Origin of the sequence: Promicromonospora sp. CA-289599, from assembly GCF_050936155.1 — a bacterium.
GTDB lineage: Bacteria > Actinomycetota > Actinomycetes > Actinomycetales > Cellulomonadaceae > Promicromonospora.
The window spans coordinates 2,469,132-2,488,867 of record NZ_JBNJNI010000001.1 but is presented as its reverse complement, the minus strand read 5'-3'; the positions used below and the strand labels follow the sequence as shown (position 1 = coordinate 2,488,867).

The following is a 19,736-nucleotide window of genomic DNA, read 5'->3' as shown; positions in this document are numbered from 1 at the left end:
CAACGGGACGGCGCCCGTCCAGCGGAGGGTCAGAACTCGCCGCCCCCGAAGTCGCCCCCGCCGAAGTCGCCGCCGCCCCCGAAGTCTCCGAAGAAGCCACCGCCCGCATCACCACCGGCGTCGCCGCCGGAGGCCTCGACCGGCTCAGCGCCGGCCTCGCCACCCTCGGCGCCCGCTTCCTCCGCGCCGCCGGCCTCGCCGGCGCCTTCCTCGCCACCGGCGAAGTCCTGCGCCGGGTCGCCGAAGGAGCTGCCGAACATCATGTCCGCCACGGCGGAGCCGATGACCATGCCGCCGATCGTGCCGAGCATGCTCGCGCCGAGCATGGAGCCGAAGCCCGGGCCGCGGCTCTGCCCGAAGTTGCGCTCCAGGGTGCCGGGGTTGCGCATCTCGGCACGGGTCGCCATGCGCGCCAGGTCGCGCGGCTCGTCCGAGGTGGCGCGCTCGTTCGCCGGTACGGTCTCGCTGAGCTGCGCCTGGACCTGCCTCCGCTGTTCAGGTGTGAGCTGCGCGAACGCCTCGGCGTGCGCCTCCTCGACCTGGTCCGGCGGGGCGGTGCGGAGCAGGTAGCGGTAGCGCTCGATCGCCACCTCGTCCTCACTGCGGCCTGTGCTCGCGGCGGAACCGTAGACGGGTGCGCTGCCGTACTCGGGGGTCCGGCCCGGCTGCTGCCGGTACTGCTCTCGCGGCATGCTGCCGCCCTGGTACATGCCGGGGATCTGCTCGCGCGGCTCGCGGCCGAGCAGTCGGTCGAGGAAGCCCATGATCTCGTCCTTCGTAGGGTGACGGTCCAGGTGGGGAACGCCCGGCGCGGCCCAACGGTTCCGGATCGAGCCGTCGGTCCACTGGCTGAAATGGCGAAGGCCCGGTCACCTCGAAAGGTGACCGGGCCGACGTCGTACAACCTGCGACGAACTCAGCTGAGCTCAGCGCGATGGTTGCGAAGTCTGAGGGATCAGATCGGGCGGATGTTCTCCGCCTGCAGGCCCTTGGGGCCCTGCTTCACGTCGAACTCGACGCGCTGGTTCTCCTCCAGTGAACGGTAGCCGTCCGACTGGATCGCGCTGAAGTGAGCGAACACGTCCTGCCCACCGTCCTCGGGTGCGATGAACCCGAAGCCCTTCTCGGCGTTGAACCACTTGACGGTTCCGAATGCCATGTACTGCTCCTTGCATGAGGCGACGACCCCGACCGTCGGGATCGCATAATCACGGTGTCGTCGTCATCTCACGGAAGAACGATCGAGGCACTGCAACGCCCCTACCCTACCCGCCAGACGCAAGGAAAGCCCGACCAATCTTCAGTGACTTGCATCTGAGTTGTATCCGAGGGGTCCGAGGCCCAGTTTTCTGGGCCTCGGCGTCGACCTTGACTCGTCGGACGGCCGGATCGGCGCGAACCCGGCGACTGCCTCGTTCACGCAGTTCCGCAGCTGAACCGAGTGGCCCAGGGCGGCGTGCGCCGGGCCCGGAAGTGACCTTTCCGCGCCGCCGCCGCCATGCCTCTTTTCCGTCCGAATCCCGTTTTCACCCCTGCTCTTGGGGCACTGTGTGACCCGGGTAACATCCTCGTAACGATCGAGTCGGTGTGGCGGACTAGACACATTGGTGACACAGAGTGTGACTACGTTCACGCCACGACGAGGCAAGTCGCCACGTCAGGTTCACTCCCGCTCGAAGGGGAACAGCAGAATGATTCGACGTTCCACGGCGGCGCGCGGTCTCGCGATCGCAGCTGTCCTCAGCGTGGGCCTCGCGGCCTGCTCCACGACCACGGATGCGGGTGGCGACGGCGACGGCGCTGGGTCCCAGGATCCGCTCATCGTCGGCACCATCCTCCCGCTCACCGGCACGCTCGCCTTCCTCGGCCCGCCCGAGGTCGCCGGCGTCGGTCTGGCGATCGACGACATCAACGAAGCCGGCGGAGTACTCGGCAACGACGTCACCATGGAGCAGGGCGACTCCGGTGACACGACGGACACCAGCGTCGCGCAGCAGACCGCTACCGACCTGATCAGCAAGGGCGCCCAGGTGGTCATCGGCGCCGCGTCGTCAGCCGTCAGCCTCAACGTGGTGGACCAGTTCACCGAGGCTGGCGTCATGCAGATCTCGCCGGCCAACACGGCCACCGACCTGTCGGGTGCGAGCGACTTCTTCACCCGCACGGCGCCGCCGGACACCGTCCAGGGCGCGGCGCTCGGCTCGCTGATCCTTGACGGCGGCCACCAGAAGGTCGCCATGATCGTCCAGGACGAGGCCTACGGCACCGGTCTGCGTGACAACGTCCAGCAGGCCATCGAGGCCGGCGGCGGCGAGGTCGTGTACGGCGCCACCGGTGAGGGCGACGAGTTCCCCCCCGGGGAGAGCAACTTCTCGTCGATCGTCACGAGCGCCCTGTCGACCGAGCCGGACGCGATCGCGGTCATCGCCTTCGAGGAGACCAAGGCGATCGTCTCGGAGCTCACCTCGCAGGACTGGGACTTCAACGGCACCACCTACTTCTGCGACGGCAACACCGCGTCGTACGAGGAGGACTTCGACCCCGGCACGCTCGAGGGCGTCGTCGGCACCATCCCCGGTGCGCAGGCCCCTGAGGAGTTCCGGGAGCGGCTGACCGGCTGGTACGAGGAGAACGAGGGCAGCGAGCTCTCCGACTACTCCTACGCGGCCGAGTCGTACGACGCCGTGATCCTGGCCGCGCTCGCCGCGGTCCGCGGCGACGGCACCGACGGCACCACCATCTCGGAGAACATCAAGGCGGTCTCCGGTGCGGAGGGCGGCACCGAGGTCACATCGTTCGAGGAGGGCGTCACGGCCCTCGAGGCCGGCGACGAGATCCACTACAAGGGTCAGTCCGGTGTAGGCCCGCTGAACGAGCAGAACGACCCGACGTCCGCGCTCATCGGCGTCTACGAGTACGGCGAGGACAACGTGAACGTCTTCGCGCGGTCCATCGAGGGTGAGGTCGCGGAGTAGTCCGCGATCTCCTGGTGACCGGCCGACCGCGGTCGGCCACCAGCCCCTGACGACGACGGCCTGATCGCCTTCCGTGCGGAGGGCGACCGGGCCGTCGTCGTACCCGCCCAGGTCACCGACCCGTGGGCAGACGGAGGCCGGAGGCTAACGCTTCCGTGTGACACGGCCCCGTCAGATGTGACACAAAGCACGGCTACACTTCCGGCACGCTTGTGCAAACCCTTGCGATACACGGCCCGTTCAGGGCTGCTACATCACGGGGAGAACGATGGAACCGGGAGAACCCCGGGACCAGCCCTGACACCACGGAGGACCCGGTCCATGACAGCCGACCGACCAATCGCGTCCGCGGCGCGGCGAGCTCTCGCCGTAGGCGTGGCGGTGCTCGCGGGCTTGACCGCGAGCGCGGCGATGCTCGCCGCACCCGCTGCCGCATCCAGTGCGGACATCGCCACTGACTGCACCCCTGACGGGACGACCGCGTGCGTCTCCCCGATCGTGCTCGACACCAACAACGATCCCGTGCCCGGCATCGACGTGACGATCACCGGTAACGACTTCGAGGAGGTCGTCACCTCCACGGACGGACCGGTGTCCGTCGCGGTGCCCACGGTGGGCCGCTACACGCTGACCATCGACCCGGCGACGGTGCCCGACGGCATGAGCACGGACGTCCCGGAGCGTCAGGTCGTCGCCCAGACGGGCTCGACGGCGCGTGGCGCGTTCCGCGTCACGGAGGGTGCGGCCCCGGCGGAGACCGGTTCGACGACAGCGCCGTCAGAGACCGGCGGCGGGAGCGACGCCGAGGCAGAGGACAGCGGTATCGGAGGCGAGGGAACCACCGAGAACGTGTCCGGCTGGCCCGCCTTCAGCCAGGTCTGGCAGCAGTTCGGCTCGGGCATCCGGTTCGGTCTGCTGCTCGCGCTCGCCTCGGTGGGGCTCAGCCTGATCTACGGGACCACCGGCATCTCGACCTTCTCGCACGGTGAGCAGGTGACGCTCGGTGCCCTGCTGGGATTCATCTCGGTCAACTGGTGGGACCTGCCCATCTGGGCGGCCGTCCTGGCCACGATCGTCATCTGCGCCGCGACGGGGTGGTTCCAGGACGTTGTCCTGTGGGGGCCACTACGCAGACGTGGCACCCCAGTCATGCAGCTCATGATCGTGACCATCGGCCTCTCGATGTCGCTGCAGTACGTGATCCAGATGTTCATCGGCGGCCGCTCGCAGCGGGTGCTGCCGTTCAACGCACGACCGGTGGAGATCGCGGGCATCACCCTGAGCGCCGCGTCCTGGCTGTCGATGCTCGTGGCCCTGGGCGTGATCGGGGCCATCGCCTGGTTCCTGACGCAGACGCGGATCGGTCGTGCCACGCGTGCGGTGTCGGACAACCCGGCGCTCGCGGCCGCCACCGGGATCAACCCGGACCGCATCGTCCGCATCGTCTGGACGATGTCCACCGGCCTGGCCGGCCTGTCCGGCATGCTGCTGGCCATCTCGTTCGGGTCGTTCACCTGGACGCTCGGGATGATCCTGCTGCTCCTGATGTTCGCGTCCGTGACGCTCGGCGGCATGGGCACCGCGTTCGGCGCCCTGGCCGGTTCGATCGTGATCGGCCTCGTGGTCGAGATGTCCACCCTCATCCCCGGCATGCCGAGCAGCCTTCGGTACGCGTCGGGCCTCTTGATCCTCATCCTCGTGCTGCTGATCAGGCCGCAGGGCCTGCTCGGCCGCGCCGTGCGGGTCGGCTGAAAGGAGAATCGTCATGGACGAACTGATTCGTATCCTCATCCAGGCGCTCGCCCAGCTGGTCGCGCCCGCCACCGCCGCCTACGCCCTCGCGGCGATCGGCCTCAACCTGCACTTCGGGTACACCGGGCTGCTGAACATCGGCCAGGCCGGGTTCATGCTGATGGGCGCCTACGGGTTCGCGATCGCCACCATCGAGGGCGCGCCGTTCTGGATCGCGTTCCTCATCGCGGCGGCCGCGGGCGCGCTGCTCGCCCTGGTCCTGGGTATCCCCACACTGAAGCTGCGTGGTGACTATCTCGCGATCGTGACCATCTCCGCCGCGGAGATCATCCGGTTCGCCGGGCGGTCCACGCTCTGGGCCGAGTACACCGGCGGCGCCTCCGGCCTGGCCGGTACCGCCTACAAGGGCACCTTCCAGGACCTGTCCCCGCTGCCCGACGGCCGTACCGCCATCGGACCGCTGGAGTACATCCACAACGGGTCGGACTCCTGGTGGACCCGTATCTTCGCGTGGAGCGTCGTGCTGATCGCCGTGCTCCTGGTCTGGCTCATCACCCGTAGCCCGTGGGGCCGTGTGCTCAAGGGCATCCGCGAGGACGAGGACGCCGTGCGCGCCCTCGGCAAGAACGTCTTCTCCTACAAGATGCAGGCGCTGGTCCTGGGCGGCATCGCCGGATCATTGGCGGGCATGTTGTTCGTGCTACCGATATCCGTGGCGCCGGACAACATGGGCCGCACCCTGACGTTCTTCGTCTGGACCGTCATGCTGCTCGGCGGCGCGGCCACCCTGTGGGGTCCGGTGCTGGGCTCGATGCTGTTCTTCTTCGTCTACATGCTGCTCCGTACCGGCATGCGTGCGGGGCTCGGCGACGTCATCCCCTCAGAGAATGTGGAGCACCTCGCCGGTCTGATGGTGGGCGTCGCGCTGATGTGCATCGTCATCTTCCGGCCGCAAGGAATTCTGGGTAACAAGAAGGAGCTCGCCTTCGATGTCCGTTGACAAGAACGAGAACGAGCCTGGCGAGCAGGTCGAGACCGCTGGACCGGTCGAGACCGTCGAGCCTGCCGAGACCGCTGGACCGGTCGAGACCGTCGAGCCTGCCGAGACCGCTGAGCCCGGCGTGGCGTCCGAGACCGCTGAGCCCGTCACGTCCGACGAGGACGACGAGCTGATCGGTTCGGCGGCTGCCGCCGACGCCGAAGCGGCGGCCTCGGGGTCCGAGCGCAGCGCGGCGGCCAAGAAGGTGACCGAGATCCTGAGCCACGTGGAGCCGAAGGTCGGCGTCGCCAAGCCGGACGTGATCCTCATGGCCACCGGTGTGCAGCGCCGCTTCGGCGGCATGACCGCCGTCGACGTGGACCACCTCGAGGTGCAGCGCGGTGCCATCACCGCGCTGATCGGTCCCAACGGTGCCGGGAAGACCACCTTCTTCAACCTGCTGACCGGCTTCGACAAGCCCAACCAGGGCACGTGGGAGTTCGAGGGCAGGCCGATCGCCCGCACGAGCGCCGCGAAGCTGGCCCGCACCGGCATGGTCCGCACGTTCCAGCTCACCAAGGCGCTGTCGCGCCTGACAGTGCTGCAGAACATGCTGCTGGCCGCGCCGGGCAACCCGGGCGAGAACCTGTTCGGTTCCCTGTTCCGGCCGCTGTGGTCGGGCGTGGAGAAGCGGAACACGGTCAAGGCGATGGAGATCCTGGAGCGGTTCAACCTCGCCGCGAAGAAGGACGACTTCGCGGGGTCGCTCTCCGGTGGGCAGCGCAAGCTGCTGGAGATGGCGCGGGCGCTCATGACCGACCCGACCATGATCATGCTCGACGAGCCCATGGCCGGCGTGAACCCCGCCCTGGTGCAGTCCCTGCTCCACCACGTCCAGGCGCTGCGCGACGAGGGCATGACCGTGCTCTTCGTCGAGCACGACATGCACGCCGTGCGGCACATCTCCGACTGGGTGGTCGTCATGGCGGAGGGCCGCATCGTGGCCGAGGGCCCGCCGGACAGCGTGATGCAGGACCAGGCAGTGGTGGACGCCTACCTCGGCGCCCACCACGACACCGATCTTGGGGACGACGCGCTGCTCGACCCCGCAGTGCTGGCCCGGCTCGAGGCCGAGGAGGAGAAGCGATGAGCGAGGCGACAACTCCCGAGGCGCAGCAGACCGAGGCGAAGACCCCCGAGCTGCTGCTGCGCGCCGAGCACCTGGTGGCCGGCTACGTGCCCGGCGTCAACATCCTCCAGGACTGCTCCATCGAGGTGGGCAAGGGTGAGCTCGTCGGCATCATCGGCCCCAACGGCGCCGGCAAGTCCACGCTGCTCAAGGCCCTGTTCGGGCTCGTGAAGATCCACAGCGGCAAGGTGGTCCTCGAGGGCGACGACATCACGGGTATGAAGGCGAACCTGCTCGTGGAGCGCGGCGTCGGATTCGTCCCGCAGAACAACAACGTGTTCCCCTCGCTCACCGTCGAGGAGAACATGCGCATGGGTGTGTTCCTGCGTCCGAAGACGTTCAAGGAGCGGTTCGAGTTCATCACCGACCTGTTCCCGAACCTGGGCGAGCGGCGCAACCAGCGGGCGGGCGCCATGTCGGGTGGTGAGCGTCAGATGGTCGCCATGGCCCGCGCGCTCATGATGAACCCGTCGGTGCTGCTGCTCGACGAGCCGTCCGCCGGTCTGTCGCCGGTGCGTCAGGACGAGACGTTCCTGCGTACCCGCATGATCAACAAGGCCGGCGTGTCCGTGATCATGGTGGAGCAGAACGCGCGGCGTTGCCTGCAGATCTGCGATCGCGGCTACGTGCTGGACCAGGGTACGGACGCGCACACCGGGACCGGCCGGGAGCTCCAGGCCGACCCCAAGGTGATCTCGCTGTACCTGGGGACGCTGGCGGAGGACGTCGACAAGGCCTCCTGAAGGTTGCCGAAGTAGAGCGCCTGTCCGGGTCTCCCTCGTGGTACGAGGGAGACCCGGACAGGCGCTCTACTTCGGCAACGGGGAGGAGAATGGCCGGGTGCAGCAGTTCGCCTCTGACAACTACGCCCCCGTCCACCCCGAGGTCATGGCCGCGATCGTCGCGGCGAACGACGGTCCCGCCGTGTCCTACGGCGACGATCCCGTGTCCGCCCGGCTCCAGAACCGGGCAGCCGAGGTGTTCGGTGAGCGCGCCCGCATCTTCCCCGTGCTGAACGGCACCGGTGCGAACGTCATCAGCCTCATGGCCACCGCCCCACGCTGGGGCTCCGTGATCGCGAGCGACGTCGCGCACGTCCACACGGACGAGAACGGCGCCCCGGAACGCGTCGGCGGCCTCAAGATCCTGACGGCGCCGAGCGTGGCGGGCCGCATCGGGCCCGACGCCGTGGACCGCTACGCCGGCGACATCGGCAACGTGCACCGCGCCCAGCCCGCAGTCCTGAGCCTCACGCAGGTCACCGAGCTCGGCACCGTCTACTCGGTTGCCGACCTCAAGCTTCTCGCCGACACCGCCCACGCGGCAGGCCTGCAGGTTCACGTCGACGGGTCCCGCCTCGCGAACGCGGCGGCGACGCTCGGCGTCGGGCTGCGGGAGATCACGACCGACGTCGGCGTCGACGTCCTGTCCTTCGGAGCCGCGAAGAACGGCGGCATGCTGGGCGAGGCGGTGGTGGTGCTCTCCGACGGCGGCCACGCGGCCGGTGTACGGGCGGACCTGGGCGAGGCCGTCCCGTACCTGCGCAAGGCCACGATGCAGCTCGCGTCGAAGACCCGGTTCGTGTCCGCGCAGCTCCTGGCGCTGCTCGGCGAGCCAGGCACGCCGACGTCGGGCACGGGGGAGGGTGCGCCGCTGTGGCTGCGGAACGCCGCGCACTCGAACGGGATGGCCGCGCGACTGCGGGCGGGTATCGAGGCGGCAGGGCTGACCGAGCCGGTCCGCATCACCTGCCCCACCGACGCGAACGTCGTGTTCGCGACGCTGCCCCGCGGCGCGGCCGACCGGCTGCGTGCCCACGCGCGGTTCTACGACTGGGCGCCGGGCGAGACGGCGGACCGGGTCGAGGTCCGCTGGATGTGCTCGTGGGACACCACGGAGGCGGACGTCGACGGGTTCGTGCGGGCGCTCGTCGGCGCGGTCTGAGCAGACCGGACCGGGCCTCTCGTCGCCCGTGGTTCACCCGATGGGGTGAGACTGAGGTCCATGACCCGTTTTCGCCCGCGCGCCGTCGCCGCGGTTCTCACGGCGGCGGTCCTGACCGCCGGCTGCTCCGGTCTGACAGGGGAGCCTGATCCGTCGTCGCTCCCCGGACCGGTCCAGACTGACGCACAGCCGAGCCCTGCGCCGAGCAGTGCGTCGCCGGGGGAGCCGACGACCAGTGCCACGCCGACCGCTCGGCCGACGCCGACCGCACGACCCACGCCCGGGCCGACACCGGGGGAGCCCGACCTCTCGCTGGTGGACGGCTGGACCCTGGAGGAGAAGGTCGGCCAGATCCTCATGGTGGGTCTGCCGGTCGCCGGCCCGTTCCAGCCGACGTTCGACATGCTCCGCGACGGCCAGATCGGCGGCGTGTTCCTGCACGGCCGGACCAAGGCGGGCCGGCAGCCGGTGAAGAACCTGGTGGACGCCGCCGTCGACGCGGCGGACCGGCAACAGGAGCCCCTCTTCGTGGCTACGGACCAGGAGGGCGGCGCGGTGCAGGTGCTCCGCGGCCCTGGCTTCAGTGACATCCCGAGCGCGCTCGACCAGGCAGCGCTCGCCGCGCCCGATCTGCGGAAACGGTCCGAGGTCTGGGGCGAAGAGCTCGCCGCCGCAGGCGTGAACCTCAACCTCGCGCCGGTGCTGGACCTCGTGCCGCAGTCCGCCGCGTCGTCCAACGCACCCATCGGTTCCTTCGGGCGGAACTACGGGTACACCGCGGAGTCCGTCATCACGCACGGCAACGCGTTCGCGCAGGGCCAGCGCGACGCGGGCGTCCAGACCTCGATCAAGCACTTCCCCGGGCTGGGCCGGGTCGCGGGCAACACCGACGACACGGCGGGCGTGACCGACACGGTCACCGGCCAGGACGCTCCGTCGGTCGCCGTGTTCGACGCGGGGATCGAGGCGGGATCCGGGCTGGTCATGATGTCGTCGGCGGTCTACTCGCGGATCGATCCGGACGCCCCCGCGGTGTTCAGTCCCACCGTGGTCGGCCTGGTGCGCGAGCGCGGGTTCGACGGCGTCATCATCTCCGACGACCTGTCGGCGGCGGTGCAGGTCGAGAGTGTGCCGCCGGGCGAGCGTGCGGTCCGTGCGGTGGACGCCGGGGTGGACCTGGTGCTCGCCTCGGCGCGGCCGTCGGTCGCCCCGGCGATGGTGGACGCGCTGGTCAGGAAAGCGCAGGACGACCCGGACTTCGCCGCGAAGGTGGACGCGGCGGCGGCCCGGGTCGTCGCGGCCAAAGCGAACCTCTAGCGGCAGTCCTACCTGGCCAGGCCCAGCACGTCCAGCACCCATGCGTGCTCGAACGCGATCTGCTCCCACGCCGAGTACCGTCCGGACACGCCGCCGTGCCCCGCCGACATCTCGATCTTCAGCATCGCGGGCGCGCCCGCTGTCTGCAGCCGGGCCACCCACTTCGCCGGCTCCACGTACAGCACGCGGGTGTCGTTGAAGCTGGTGGTGGCGAGGATCCGGGGGTAGTGCGAGGCGTCGTCGGCCACGTTCTCGTACGGCGTGTACGAGCGCATGTGGGCGTAGACCTCGGGGTCGTGCAGGGGGTCGCCCCACTCGTCCCACTCGGTGACCGTCAGCGGGAGCGTCGGGTCGAGCATCGACGTCAGCGCGTCCACGAACGGCACCCCGGCCAGCACTCCCGCGAACAGCTCGGGCGCCAGGTTGGCGGCGGCCCCGACGAGCAGCCCGCCCGCGCTGCCGCCGTCGGCCACCATGCGGTCGGACGCCGTCCAGCCGGTGTCGGCGAGATGCCGACCACAGGCCACGAAGTCGGTGAACGTGTTGAGCTTGGACTTCAGCTTGCCGTCGTCGTACCAGGCGCGGCCCATCTCGCCGCCGCCTCGCACGTGGGCGATCGCGAAGACGACGCCCCGGTCGAGCAGGCTCAGGCGCGGGACCGAGAAGTACGGGTCGATCGACGACTCGTACGCGCCGTACCCGTACAGGAGGAGGGGCGCGGGCTCGGTGGGCGCGCCCGCCTCGCCGGCGGAGCCACCCTCGGTGACCGAGCCGGTCGAGTTCCCGAACCGCACCTTGTCCTTGCGCCAGACGAGGGAGATCGGGATTCGGGTCCCGTCCTCGGCCGTCGCCCACTCGCGGCGCTGGTCGTAGTCGCCGGGGTCGTAGCCGCCGAGCACCGGCTGCTGCTTGAGCAGGATGCGCTCGCCGGAGGCGACGTCGTACAGGTAGAGCGACTGCGGCGTGACGAACGACGTGTAGCCGACCTTGAGGTTGGGCTGCTCCCACACACCGACGCCCGCGCCGACCGACTCCAGCGGCTGGCCGAACGAGATCTCCTGGAAGCTCCAGGTGGCCCGGGGCGTCGCGAGCCGGGGGGTCTCGACGGGCTCGGCCTGCGAGACGGGCTCGACCAGGGACAGGACCGCCGAGCGGGAGATCGCTCCGCGGCGGTAGTAGAGCACCAGGTAGCGCTCGCTCGCGCTCACGCCCTCCAGCCGCACGTCCGCGTCGTGTGCCACGACGACGGTCGCCGCCTCCGGGGTCACCGTGTCGCCGGGCGCGGGAACGGGTGAGCTGACCAGCTCGAAGTTCAGCGCGTCCTTGTTGTGCAGGATCAGGAGGACGTCCCGGGTCTCGCCTGGCTCGACCAGCGAGGGCGGGTCGATGAGCGAGGGGGGCTCGGACAGCGAGGACGGTTCGACCATCGAGGCGGGCAGCACCGCGTGCTCCACCGTGTACTCCACGCCCTCGCGGCGCGGCCACACCACGCGGAAGTCGCCGGTCGGGTTGTCGGACTCCAGCAGCCACGACTCGCTCGTCACCTTGGAGCCGAGCTCGATCTGGAGGTACTTCTTCGACCGGGAGAGCCCTACGCCCACCCAGTAGCGCTCGTCGGGCTCCTCGAACACGAGCACGTCGTCGGACGACTGTGTGCCGAGTCGGTGCCGCCACACCCGCCACGGCCGCCAGGCGTCGTCGACGGTGAGGTAGAAGATGTGCTCGCCGTCGGGCGAGAACATGGCGCCCGGAGCGGTGTCCCGCACCTCGTCCGGGAGGTCCTCGCCGGTCGCCAGGTCGCGGACGCGCAGCGTGTAGCGCTCGTCGCCCGCTGTGTCGGTGGCGTGGAGCAGCCGGGCGCCGTCGTCGGACACGTCGAGCGAACCGAGCGCGAAGAAGTCGTGGCCCTCGGCCTGGACGTTCTGGTCCAGCAGCAGCTGCTCGCCGGGGACCGGCTCACCGGGCTCGAGCACGCGTGGCGTCCAGTCGTCCGGCCCCGCGGCGCGGTAGCGCGCGTGGATCGGGTACTGCTGGCCCTCGACCGTGCGGGCGTAGTACCACCAGTCACCGTCGCGCGACGGGACGGAGAGGTCGGTCTCGAGGGTGCGGCCCTTGATCTCGTCGAACAGGGTCTGCCGCAGCGGCGCGAGGTGCTCCTGCTGGGCGAGCGTCCAGGCGTTCTGCGCCTCCAGGTGCGCGACGACGTCCGGGTCGTCCTTGCGGCGCAGCCACTCGTAGTCGTCGGTGAAGGTGTCGCCGTGGAAGGTGCGCTCGATCGGGCGGCGCTCCGTCAGGGGGGACTCTGCGGTAGAGGGGGCGGTCTCTGAAGGAGTCAGGGCATCAGGCACCGCGCAAGCGTATCCGCGCAAACTTCGTTGAGTGCGGGATATTCGCCGTCCGGACAGGGCTGTCAGGGCGAATATCCCGCACTCGACGGGTCAGAGCTTCAGGTCGGTCCAGGTGAGGCGGTGGTCGCTGCTCGGGAACGGGAAGACGCCCGTCAGCCGCGACAGAGGGTCGGCGGCCACCGGCCAGAAGACGCCGGCGTCCCGGACGCGCAGGTCACGCGACGGCAGCACGTAGTCGACGCGCAGGTTGCCGGGCGTCGTGTCGGCGAAGTCGGCGGTGTCGAACGCCGGGTCGCCCTGGTGCGCGAGGTTCGCGCCGGCCTGCAGAGCGGAGGCCTCGGGCCCGCCCGCCGACGTCGCCCGCGGGTCCGTGATCCGCGGGTGGCGCAGCAGCTGGTTGATCGCAGAGTCCACGGAGTCGCCGTCGACGGGATCGGCGTTGTAGTCGCCGACGATCACGAACGACGAGCCGGGACGCAGCCCGCCGCGCCGGCCCTCATCGTCGTACTGGTACCAGGAGCGCCAGCCGCCGCGCACGTAGTCGGCCCAGAACCGGATCTCGTCATGGTTGCGCAGACCGTTGCGGTCCTCGGCGCCGTCGAACGACGGCGGGGTCGGGTGCGCGGCCAGGACGTGCACCGTCTCACGGCCGACCCGCACCGGGACGTCCCAGTGGGACTTGCTCGAGAGCGGCAGCACCGCGAGCTCCTCGGCCGAGTACCAGTCGGCGGGTGCGGCGGTGGCGGGGTCGTCCGGCAGGAGCGCGCCCGGCATGTCCTGCCACTTGAAGTCCTGGAACGTGCGCACGCGGTCGTGCTGGATGGGGTACTTGGACAGCACGAGCATGCCGTACTGCCCAGGGAACAGACCGAAGCCGAGCGCGTCGTCGCCCCCGCCGACGGTCCCGTCGTTGTTCAGGTCGAACCCGCTCGGGATGCCCGTGTTCGACGGCGCGACGAACGCGTACGGGTACTCCACCGGCTTGCCCGTGCCCTGCGGCACCTCGAGGTAGTTCTCGCGGAACAGGTCCGCCGCGGCGTACGGGTCGGCTTCGCCCGAGTAGTCGAACTCGTTGAGCAGCACGACGTCGGGGTTCGCGTGCTGGATGACCTCGGCGACCGTCGCCGCCTGGACGTCGTCGCCGGTGGACAGGTCGGCGACGAGCTCACCCTCCGTCGCGCGGTTGAGCGACAGGTTGTAGGTGGCGGCACGCAGGGACCGGTGGCCGACGCCGGGGTGGCCGGCGCCGGCCCGGTCCGTGCCTGCCGTGGGCGCACCCACGGTGGCCGTGCCTGCCGACGCTGTGCCCGCCGAGGCGAGAAACGCTCCGGCCAGCAGTGCCGCTGCCGCGGCGGCGCTGGTCAGGCGCACGGGGGTACTGGCTCGCATGACTGCTCCTTCTTCGGGTGCCGTGCGGGTGGTCCGCGTCAGCCACCGTAGGGCCGAGGCGGTTCGACCGGGTGAACTGTGTGTGAACAGCCCTGCACAGAGGGTTCATAACGGTAGTTTTCCGGGGCGGCCAGTCGGCCGCGCGGTGACGGCATTCGCCGTCGCGCAGTTTCTTGAGGAAGAGTCGATGAACCGAGCTTTCCGCTTCGCCGCCACGGCCGCCGCTGTGACCGTGTCTCTCACGATGCTCACTGGCTGCGGAGCGATCCTGGACGAGATCACGTCAGGCGGTGATGCCCCGCGCGACGAGCCCGGCGGCGAGATCACCGCCTCCGCCGAGGCCGACGCCTTCGAGATCCTGAAGGGCGACTGCATAGACCTGCTGGCGCTCAAGGGATACGGCGACTCCTCCGAGGGTGACGAGTTCGAGGTCGAGTCGGTGCCGGTGGTGCCATGCGCCGAGCCGCACACCGGTGAGGTCTACGCCGAGCTGATCATGGAGGGCAACGAGTTCCCGGGCGCAGAGGCCGTGACGAAGAAGTTCGACGAGTGGTGCTACGCCGAGTTCGAGAAGTTCGTCGGCCTGTCCTACGACGAGTCGGTGTACGGGTACACGGGCTTCTTCCCGACCCAGGAGACCTGGGACCGGCTCGATGACCGCACCCTGCAGTGCGTAGTCAGCTCCGAGGAACCAGTCACGGACACCCTCAAGGGTGTAGCGGAGTAGGACGCGGCGCGGCACCGCGTCGCGCCGTCAGCCGCAGGTCCGTCGCGACCACCGCCAGGGCGCCCAGCACGAACACCGCCCCCACCAGGGGTACCGTGCTGACCCCGACGGTGGCGACCACCAATGCCCCGAGCGCCGCCCCGCCGCCGATCCCGAGGTTGAACACGGAGCTCGATATCGCGGTCGCCGACTCGGTGGCGCCCGGGGCGACCTGCATGGACAGGAACGACAGGGCGGGCGGGAGCGCGCTGAACGCGAGGCCGAACAGCGCGAGCCCGACCAGGGCGAGCACCGGGACGTGCCCGAGGCCCCACAGGAGCACCAGCGCCCCGGTCAGCAGGCCGAGCGCGACGAGCATCGTCTGCCACGGCCGCTTGTCGAGCACCTGGCCGGTCAGCAGCGTCCCCGCCATGCCGGCGACCCCCTGGCCCAGCAGCAGCACGCTCAGGTACCGGTCGGGAAAGCCCGCCGTCTCCAGCACGAACTGGGTGACGAACGTGATCATCATGAACCCGCCGGTCACGAGCAGCACCGTGACCACCATGAGCACCACGAAGCGGCGCGTGCTGGGGTGCGTGCCGCGGGCGGTGCCGCTCTCCTCGGCGTCGACGTTCGGCATGGCGATCACCATCGCGAGGCACGCGAGGAGGCTCACCACGGAGAACATCAGGAAGGCGGTGCGCCAGCTCGTCTGCTGACCCACCCAGGTGCCGAGCGGCACGCCGAGCAGCGGTGCGAGCGAGTTGCCGATGGCGAGCCGCGCGATCATCTTGCCGCGGACAGCGGGGGCGAACAGGCTCGCCGCGGCCGGCGTCACCACCGACCAGAACAGCGCCTGCCCCAGCGCCGTGACCATGCGAGCGGCCATCAGGTCGGCGTAGCCGAGCGCCACCGCCGACCACAGCGTCCCGACCGTGCAGACCGCGGTGGTGGCCGCGAGCACGAAGCGGCGCGGGAACCGGCGCGTGAGACGCGAGAGCGGCAGCGACGTGAGGACGACGACGGCGGCGTAGGCGCTGACCAGGAGGCCGATCTCGGAGGTGCTCCGGCCCAGGTCCGGGGCGATGAGGGTGAGCAGGCCGCCCGGCAGGTTCTCCGCGGTGACGAACGTGAAGGCGCTCGTGGAGAGCGCGAGGAGGGCGATGACGGCCCGGCGCTGGTCCACGGGTGGCGCGGCGAAGCGCGCGGCGGCGACGGGTCTGCTCGAGGTCATGCTGTACTCCGGCTGCTCGGTGGGCGTGGGTGCACCCGGACGACGAACGGGCCCGGCGGACGGCGACCAACCTACGCGGCGTCGGACCGATTCGATGTACCAATATCAGACGTGGGTCGTGAGCCATTCGTGTGTCCTAGGCAACATTGTCGTAATATTTCCCTGGTTTCCTCCTCCAGGGACAAAGGTGTCCCGCAGGTCCGGCGACCCGAATCACCTCCTCGTCCCGGACGCCGCAACTCTTCACGGAGGAAACATGAACCAACGCATCTGTGCCGTCGGCGCGGGAGCTGCCCTGCTGCTCTCCGCAGCCCTCGTACCGATCACAGCCTCGGCGGCCCCCTCGGCCGAGGAGGTGCCGCCGCAGGCGGCGCCCGCGAAGGAGGACGACCGTCCTGACCCGCTCGCGGAGAAGCAGACCGAGAAGCGGCAGCGCGCGGTCGACCTGGTCGCCACCGGCGAGGCCAAGGTCGAGATCCGTGGCAAGGGCGACCGCGCGTCGAAGGTCGTGAAGATCTCGCCGCGCGAGTACGTGGAGTACGGCGTCGAGGAGACGGCGCAGCTCTTCAGCATCCTCGTCGAGTTCGGTGACCAGGCCGACGAGCGCTACCCGGACGCCCCAGCAGGCCCGGTGCACAACGAGATCCCGGAGCCGGTGCGCAGCGACAACTCCACCTACTGGGAGCCCGACTTCTCCAGCGAGCACTTCAAGGAGATGTTCTTCACCGGCCTGGAGGACCAGGGCGGTGAGTCGTTCGCAGGCATCTACGACGAGATGTCGTCGGGCCGGTTCGACCTGCAGGGCGACGTGTCCGACTGGGTCACCGTGCCGCACAGCACCGCGTCCTACGGCACCACCGAGTCCGGCGAGGACATGACGCGGTTCATCCAGGACACCGCTGACGCCTGGTACGAGCAGCAGGTCGCGGCGGGCAAGACCGCCGAGGAGATCGACGCGTACCTCGAGTCGTTCGACGTCTGGGACCGGTACGACCTGGACGGCGACGGCATCACGTCGGAACCGGACGGCTACATCGACCACTTCCAGGCGATCCACGCCGGTGAGGGCGAGGAGGCCGGCGCGCCCGAGTCGGCGATCTGGTCCCACCGCTGGGCGGTGAACCAGGGCGGCTTCGGCTCGGACGGCCCGGCCGACTTCGCGAAGGTCGGCGGCATCAAGATCGGTGACTCCGACCTCTGGATCCGCGACTACACCACGGAGCCGGAGAACGGTGGCCTCGGTGTGTTCGCGCACGAGTTCGGCCACGACCTCGGCCTGCCGGACTACTACGACACCGACGGCGGCGAGAACGGCACCGGCTTCTGGAACCTCATGAGCTCCGGTTCGTGGATGGGCCACGGCGACGGCACCATCGGCACCACGCCGAACCACATGGGCGCCACCGAGAAGCTGTTCCTGGGTTGGCTCGACTACGAGGTGGTGGAGCCGGGTGACACCGAGCGCGTCAAGCTCGGCCCGTCGTACCACGCCACCACGCGTGAGCAGGCGGCGATCGTCAACCTGCCGGACGGCGTCGCCAAGGAGGACCTCGGCGTCACGCCGGTCGACGGCCAGTTCGTCTACTCCGGCAAGGCGGACGACCTGAACAACACGATCGCGTCGCCGTCGTTCACCGTGCCGGCTGACGGCTCGCTCGCCGCCAAGGTCCAGTACGCCATCGAGGTGGACTTCGACTACGCGTTCGCGGAGGTCTCCACCGACGACGGCGCCTCGTGGACGTCCCTGCCGACCAACCTCTCGACGAACGAGGACCCGAACGGGACCAACCCCGGTAACGGCATCACGGGCAGCTCGGACGGCGCCTGGGTCGACCTGACGGCCGACCTCTCCGAGTACGCCGGCCAGACGGCGTCGGTCCGGTTCCGCTACTCGACCGACGGTGGCACCACGGAGACGGGCTTCATGGTGGACGACGTCGCCGTGGGCGCCGCGCTGACCGAGGACTTCGAGGACTCCTCGGACTGGGCCTCCGAGGGCTTCCAGACGGTCGGTGCCGACGGGACCTACGAGGTCGAGTTCTCGCACTACTACGTCGCCGAGAACCGCGTGTACGGCGGGTACGACGCGACGCTGAAGGAAGGCCCGTACAACTTCGGCTGGACCTTCAGCAACAGCAACCGGGTGGAGCACTACCCCTACCAGGACGGCCTGCTGATCTGGTACGTGAACAGCCGGTACAGCGACAACAACGTGTCGCAGCACCCGGGCCACGGCCAGGCGCTCCCGGTCGACGCGCGTCCCCAGGTGATGAAGTGGTCGGACGGCACGATCGCCCGACCCCGGATCCAGTCCTTCGACGCGACGTTCGGCCTGCAGCGGACCGACAAGCTCTCGCTGCACCGCGAGGTGTCCGAGACCGAGGCGACCCGCCTGGTCAAGGGCAAGCAGGCTCCGGTGCGGACGTTCGACGACACCAACCCCAACGCGTACTGGAAGAAGAGCAACCCGGGTAACTCGGTGATCGTCGGTGGCACCGGCACCACGATCAAGGTCCTCACGCAGGACACCAAGAGGGGCCACATGACCATCCAGGTCAACTGACACCTCCCCTCACGAACGTGTCAGACGCTCAGGTCACTCCCGTGACCTGAGCGTCTGACACGTTCCGAGGGCACTACGCTCGAACGTATGACACACCTGCGATGGGGCATCCTGGCGGCCGGCGGGATCGCCGCGGCCTTCACTTCAGACCTGAACGACAACGGCTTCACCGTGCAGGTGGTGGGGTCCCGGTCCCTGGAGAAGGCGCGAGCCTTCGCCGACCGCTTCGGCATCCCGACGGCGCACGGATCGTACGAGAACCTCGTGAACGACCCCGAGGTCGACATCGTCTACATCGCCACGCCGCACCCGATGCACGCCGAGGCCGCGAAGCTCGCACTGGAGGCCGGCAAGCACGTGCTGGTCGAGAAGCCGTTCACGGTCAACGCCGCCGAGGCGCGCGAGATCACGGAGCTCGCCGAGGAGAAGGGCCTCGTCGCACTCGAGGCGATGTGGACCCGGTTCCTGCCGCACATGGCACGCGTGCGCGAGATCATCGCGTCGGGCGTGCTCGGCGAGGTCCGGACCCTGATGGTGGACCACACCCAGGACCTGCCGGACGACCCTGCGCACCGCATCAACGACCTGGCCCTCGGCGGCGGTTCGCTGCTCGACCTGGGCATCTACCCCGTCTCGTTCGCCTGGGACCTGTTCGGTGAGCCGCTCACCGTGCAGTCGCACGCGACGTTCAAGGAGACGGGTGCGGACGCCACCATCGCCACGATCTTCGGGTACGACGGCGCCCGGGTCGCCACCACCATCTCGGCGTCGGACACGAGGGGTCCCAACCGGGCCTCGATCCTGGGCACCGAGGGACGCATCGAGATCGACGCCGTCTGGTACAGCGGAACGACGGTCCACGTGTACGACGCCGAGGGCACCGAGACCGAGACCTTCACCGCCGAGATCACCGGGCGCGGCATGCAGTTCCAGGCCGCCGAGGCCGAGCGCCTGGTCGCGGCCGGCGAGCTCGACAGCCCGCTCCTCTCGCGCGCGGAGACGGTAGCCATCATGGCCACGCTGGACACGATCCGCGAGCAGATCGGCCTGAAGTACCCGGGCGAGTAGTCCCGCGGTAGATCCGCGAAGTAGAGCGCCTGTCCGAGTCTCCCGGGGTCACCGAGGGAGTGTCGGACAGGCGCTCTACTTCGCGGATCCTGTCGGGGGAGGTAGCGTGTCCTCGCCAACGCGGGGAGCTCGGGTAGCCGGGCTGAGAGGTATGGCCTGGGTATCGTGCCCGACGCCATCGACCCGATCACTTGAACTGGGTAATGCCAGCGGAAGGACGTGCCTGACGGCGCGGGCGTTCGGTCGATGTTGTCCCCTGACGGGGACGCGGC

At 69.6% G+C, this 19,736-nt stretch carries 15 protein-coding genes; 10 read left to right on the top strand and 5 right to left on the bottom strand.

Translation table 11 applies throughout. From position 1 onward, the window contains the following. Positions 1-29 precede the first annotated feature (29 nt). Complete coding sequence (locus ACQEVI_RS11065) at positions 30-764, bottom strand: hypothetical protein (protein ID WP_432898229.1); 735 nt, start codon at positions 762-764, stop codon at positions 30-32. A gap of 191 nt (positions 765-955) precedes the next feature. Then, on the bottom strand, positions 956-1,159 hold the full coding sequence (locus tag ACQEVI_RS11060) for a cold-shock protein (RefSeq protein WP_116677330.1): 204 nt from the start codon (positions 1,157-1,159) through the stop codon (positions 956-958). Between the two features lie 532 nt (positions 1,160-1,691). On the opposite strand from ACQEVI_RS11060, the gene ACQEVI_RS11055 reads away from it, so the two are divergent. From ACQEVI_RS11055 to ACQEVI_RS11025, 7 genes are all read left to right on the top strand, one after another. Continuing rightward, positions 1,692-2,975 (top strand): ABC transporter substrate-binding protein, encoded by a 1,284-nt coding sequence (locus ACQEVI_RS11055; RefSeq protein WP_432898226.1) that lies wholly within the window; start codon positions 1,692-1,694, stop codon positions 2,973-2,975. Between the two features lie 321 nt (positions 2,976-3,296). Beyond that, positions 3,297-4,727, top strand: coding sequence for a branched-chain amino acid ABC transporter permease (locus tag ACQEVI_RS11050; protein ID WP_432898223.1), 1,431 nt, complete (start codon positions 3,297-3,299; stop codon positions 4,725-4,727). Positions 4,728-4,740: 13 nt separating this feature from the next. Continuing rightward, positions 4,741-5,727, top strand: a complete 987-nt coding sequence (locus tag ACQEVI_RS11045) for a branched-chain amino acid ABC transporter permease (protein WP_432898220.1) — start codon at positions 4,741-4,743, stop codon at positions 5,725-5,727. Then, on the top strand, positions 5,717-6,856 hold the full coding sequence (locus ACQEVI_RS11040) for an ABC transporter ATP-binding protein (RefSeq protein ID WP_432898217.1): 1,140 nt from the start codon (positions 5,717-5,719) through the stop codon (positions 6,854-6,856). The genes ACQEVI_RS11045 and ACQEVI_RS11040 overlap by 11 nt, the downstream gene beginning before the upstream one ends. Next, positions 6,853-7,638 (top strand): ABC transporter ATP-binding protein, encoded by a 786-nt coding sequence (locus ACQEVI_RS11035; RefSeq protein WP_432898214.1) that lies wholly within the window; start codon positions 6,853-6,855, stop codon positions 7,636-7,638. The genes ACQEVI_RS11040 and ACQEVI_RS11035 overlap by 4 nt, the downstream gene beginning before the upstream one ends. 97 nt (positions 7,639-7,735) lie before the next feature. Next, complete coding sequence (locus tag ACQEVI_RS11030) at positions 7,736-8,839, top strand: threonine aldolase family protein (protein WP_432898211.1); 1,104 nt, start codon at positions 7,736-7,738, stop codon at positions 8,837-8,839. A gap of 60 nt (positions 8,840-8,899) precedes the next feature. Continuing rightward, positions 8,900-10,156: a glycoside hydrolase family 3 N-terminal domain-containing protein gene (locus tag ACQEVI_RS11025; RefSeq protein ID WP_432898208.1), complete on the top strand. Its 1,257-nt coding sequence runs from the start codon at positions 8,900-8,902 to the stop codon at positions 10,154-10,156. A gap of 8 nt (positions 10,157-10,164) precedes the next feature. On the opposite strand, the gene ACQEVI_RS11020 is transcribed toward ACQEVI_RS11025, so the two are convergent. Continuing rightward, positions 10,165-12,504, bottom strand: coding sequence for a S9 family peptidase (locus ACQEVI_RS11020; RefSeq protein ID WP_432898205.1), 2,340 nt, complete (start codon positions 12,502-12,504; stop codon positions 10,165-10,167). Between the two features lie 90 nt (positions 12,505-12,594). Next, positions 12,595-13,893 (bottom strand): endonuclease/exonuclease/phosphatase family protein, encoded by a 1,299-nt coding sequence (locus ACQEVI_RS11015; protein ID WP_432898202.1) that lies wholly within the window; start codon positions 13,891-13,893, stop codon positions 12,595-12,597. 187 nt (positions 13,894-14,080) lie between these two features. Between ACQEVI_RS11015 and ACQEVI_RS11010 the strand changes: the two genes are divergently transcribed. Further along, positions 14,081-14,620: a septum formation family protein gene (locus ACQEVI_RS11010; RefSeq protein ID WP_432898199.1), complete on the top strand. Its 540-nt coding sequence runs from the start codon at positions 14,081-14,083 to the stop codon at positions 14,618-14,620. On the opposite strand, the gene ACQEVI_RS11005 is transcribed toward ACQEVI_RS11010, so the two are convergent. After that, positions 14,601-15,833 (bottom strand): MFS transporter, encoded by a 1,233-nt coding sequence (locus ACQEVI_RS11005; RefSeq protein WP_432898196.1) that lies wholly within the window; start codon positions 15,831-15,833, stop codon positions 14,601-14,603. The two genes, ACQEVI_RS11010 and ACQEVI_RS11005, sit on opposite strands and share 20 nt — an antisense overlap. A 256-nt stretch (positions 15,834-16,089) precedes the next feature. Here ACQEVI_RS11005 and ACQEVI_RS11000 point away from each other — a divergent pair, with 256 nt between their 5' ends. Next, a complete protein-coding gene (locus ACQEVI_RS11000; RefSeq protein ID WP_432898193.1) occupies positions 16,090-18,396 on the top strand; it encodes an immune inhibitor A domain-containing protein in 2,307 nt (768 codons plus the stop codon). A gap of 87 nt (positions 18,397-18,483) precedes the next feature. Beyond that, entirely contained in the window at positions 18,484-19,464 is a 981-nt protein-coding gene (locus ACQEVI_RS10995; RefSeq protein ID WP_432898190.1) for a Gfo/Idh/MocA family protein, read from the top strand. Positions 19,465-19,736: the final 272 nt, after the last annotated feature.

Coding starts and splice junctions, on each gene's coding strand:
- ACQEVI_RS11065 (WP_432898229.1), bottom strand. CDS start 764: ATGGGCTTCCTCGACCGACTGCTCGGCCGCGAGCCGCGCGAGCAGATC.
- ACQEVI_RS10995 (WP_432898190.1), top strand. CDS start 18,484: ATGACACACCTGCGATGGGGCATCCTGGCGGCCGGCGGGATCGCCGCG.
- ACQEVI_RS11055 (WP_432898226.1), top strand. CDS start 1,692: ATGATTCGACGTTCCACGGCGGCGCGCGGTCTCGCGATCGCAGCTGTC.
- ACQEVI_RS11015 (WP_432898202.1), bottom strand. CDS start 13,893: ATGCGAGCCAGTACCCCCGTGCGCCTGACCAGCGCCGCCGCGGCAGCG.
- ACQEVI_RS11050 (WP_432898223.1), top strand. CDS start 3,297: ATGACAGCCGACCGACCAATCGCGTCCGCGGCGCGGCGAGCTCTCGCC.
- ACQEVI_RS11000 (WP_432898193.1), top strand. CDS start 16,090: ATGAACCAACGCATCTGTGCCGTCGGCGCGGGAGCTGCCCTGCTGCTC.
- ACQEVI_RS11010 (WP_432898199.1), top strand. CDS start 14,081: ATGAACCGAGCTTTCCGCTTCGCCGCCACGGCCGCCGCTGTGACCGTG.
- ACQEVI_RS11045 (WP_432898220.1), top strand. CDS start 4,741: ATGGACGAACTGATTCGTATCCTCATCCAGGCGCTCGCCCAGCTGGTC.
- ACQEVI_RS11005 (WP_432898196.1), bottom strand. CDS start 15,833: ATGACCTCGAGCAGACCCGTCGCCGCCGCGCGCTTCGCCGCGCCACCC.
- ACQEVI_RS11060 (WP_116677330.1), bottom strand. CDS start 1,159: ATGGCATTCGGAACCGTCAAGTGGTTCAACGCCGAGAAGGGCTTCGGG.
- ACQEVI_RS11035 (WP_432898214.1), top strand. CDS start 6,853: ATGAGCGAGGCGACAACTCCCGAGGCGCAGCAGACCGAGGCGAAGACC.
- ACQEVI_RS11025 (WP_432898208.1), top strand. CDS start 8,900: ATGACCCGTTTTCGCCCGCGCGCCGTCGCCGCGGTTCTCACGGCGGCG.
- ACQEVI_RS11040 (WP_432898217.1), top strand. CDS start 5,717: ATGTCCGTTGACAAGAACGAGAACGAGCCTGGCGAGCAGGTCGAGACC.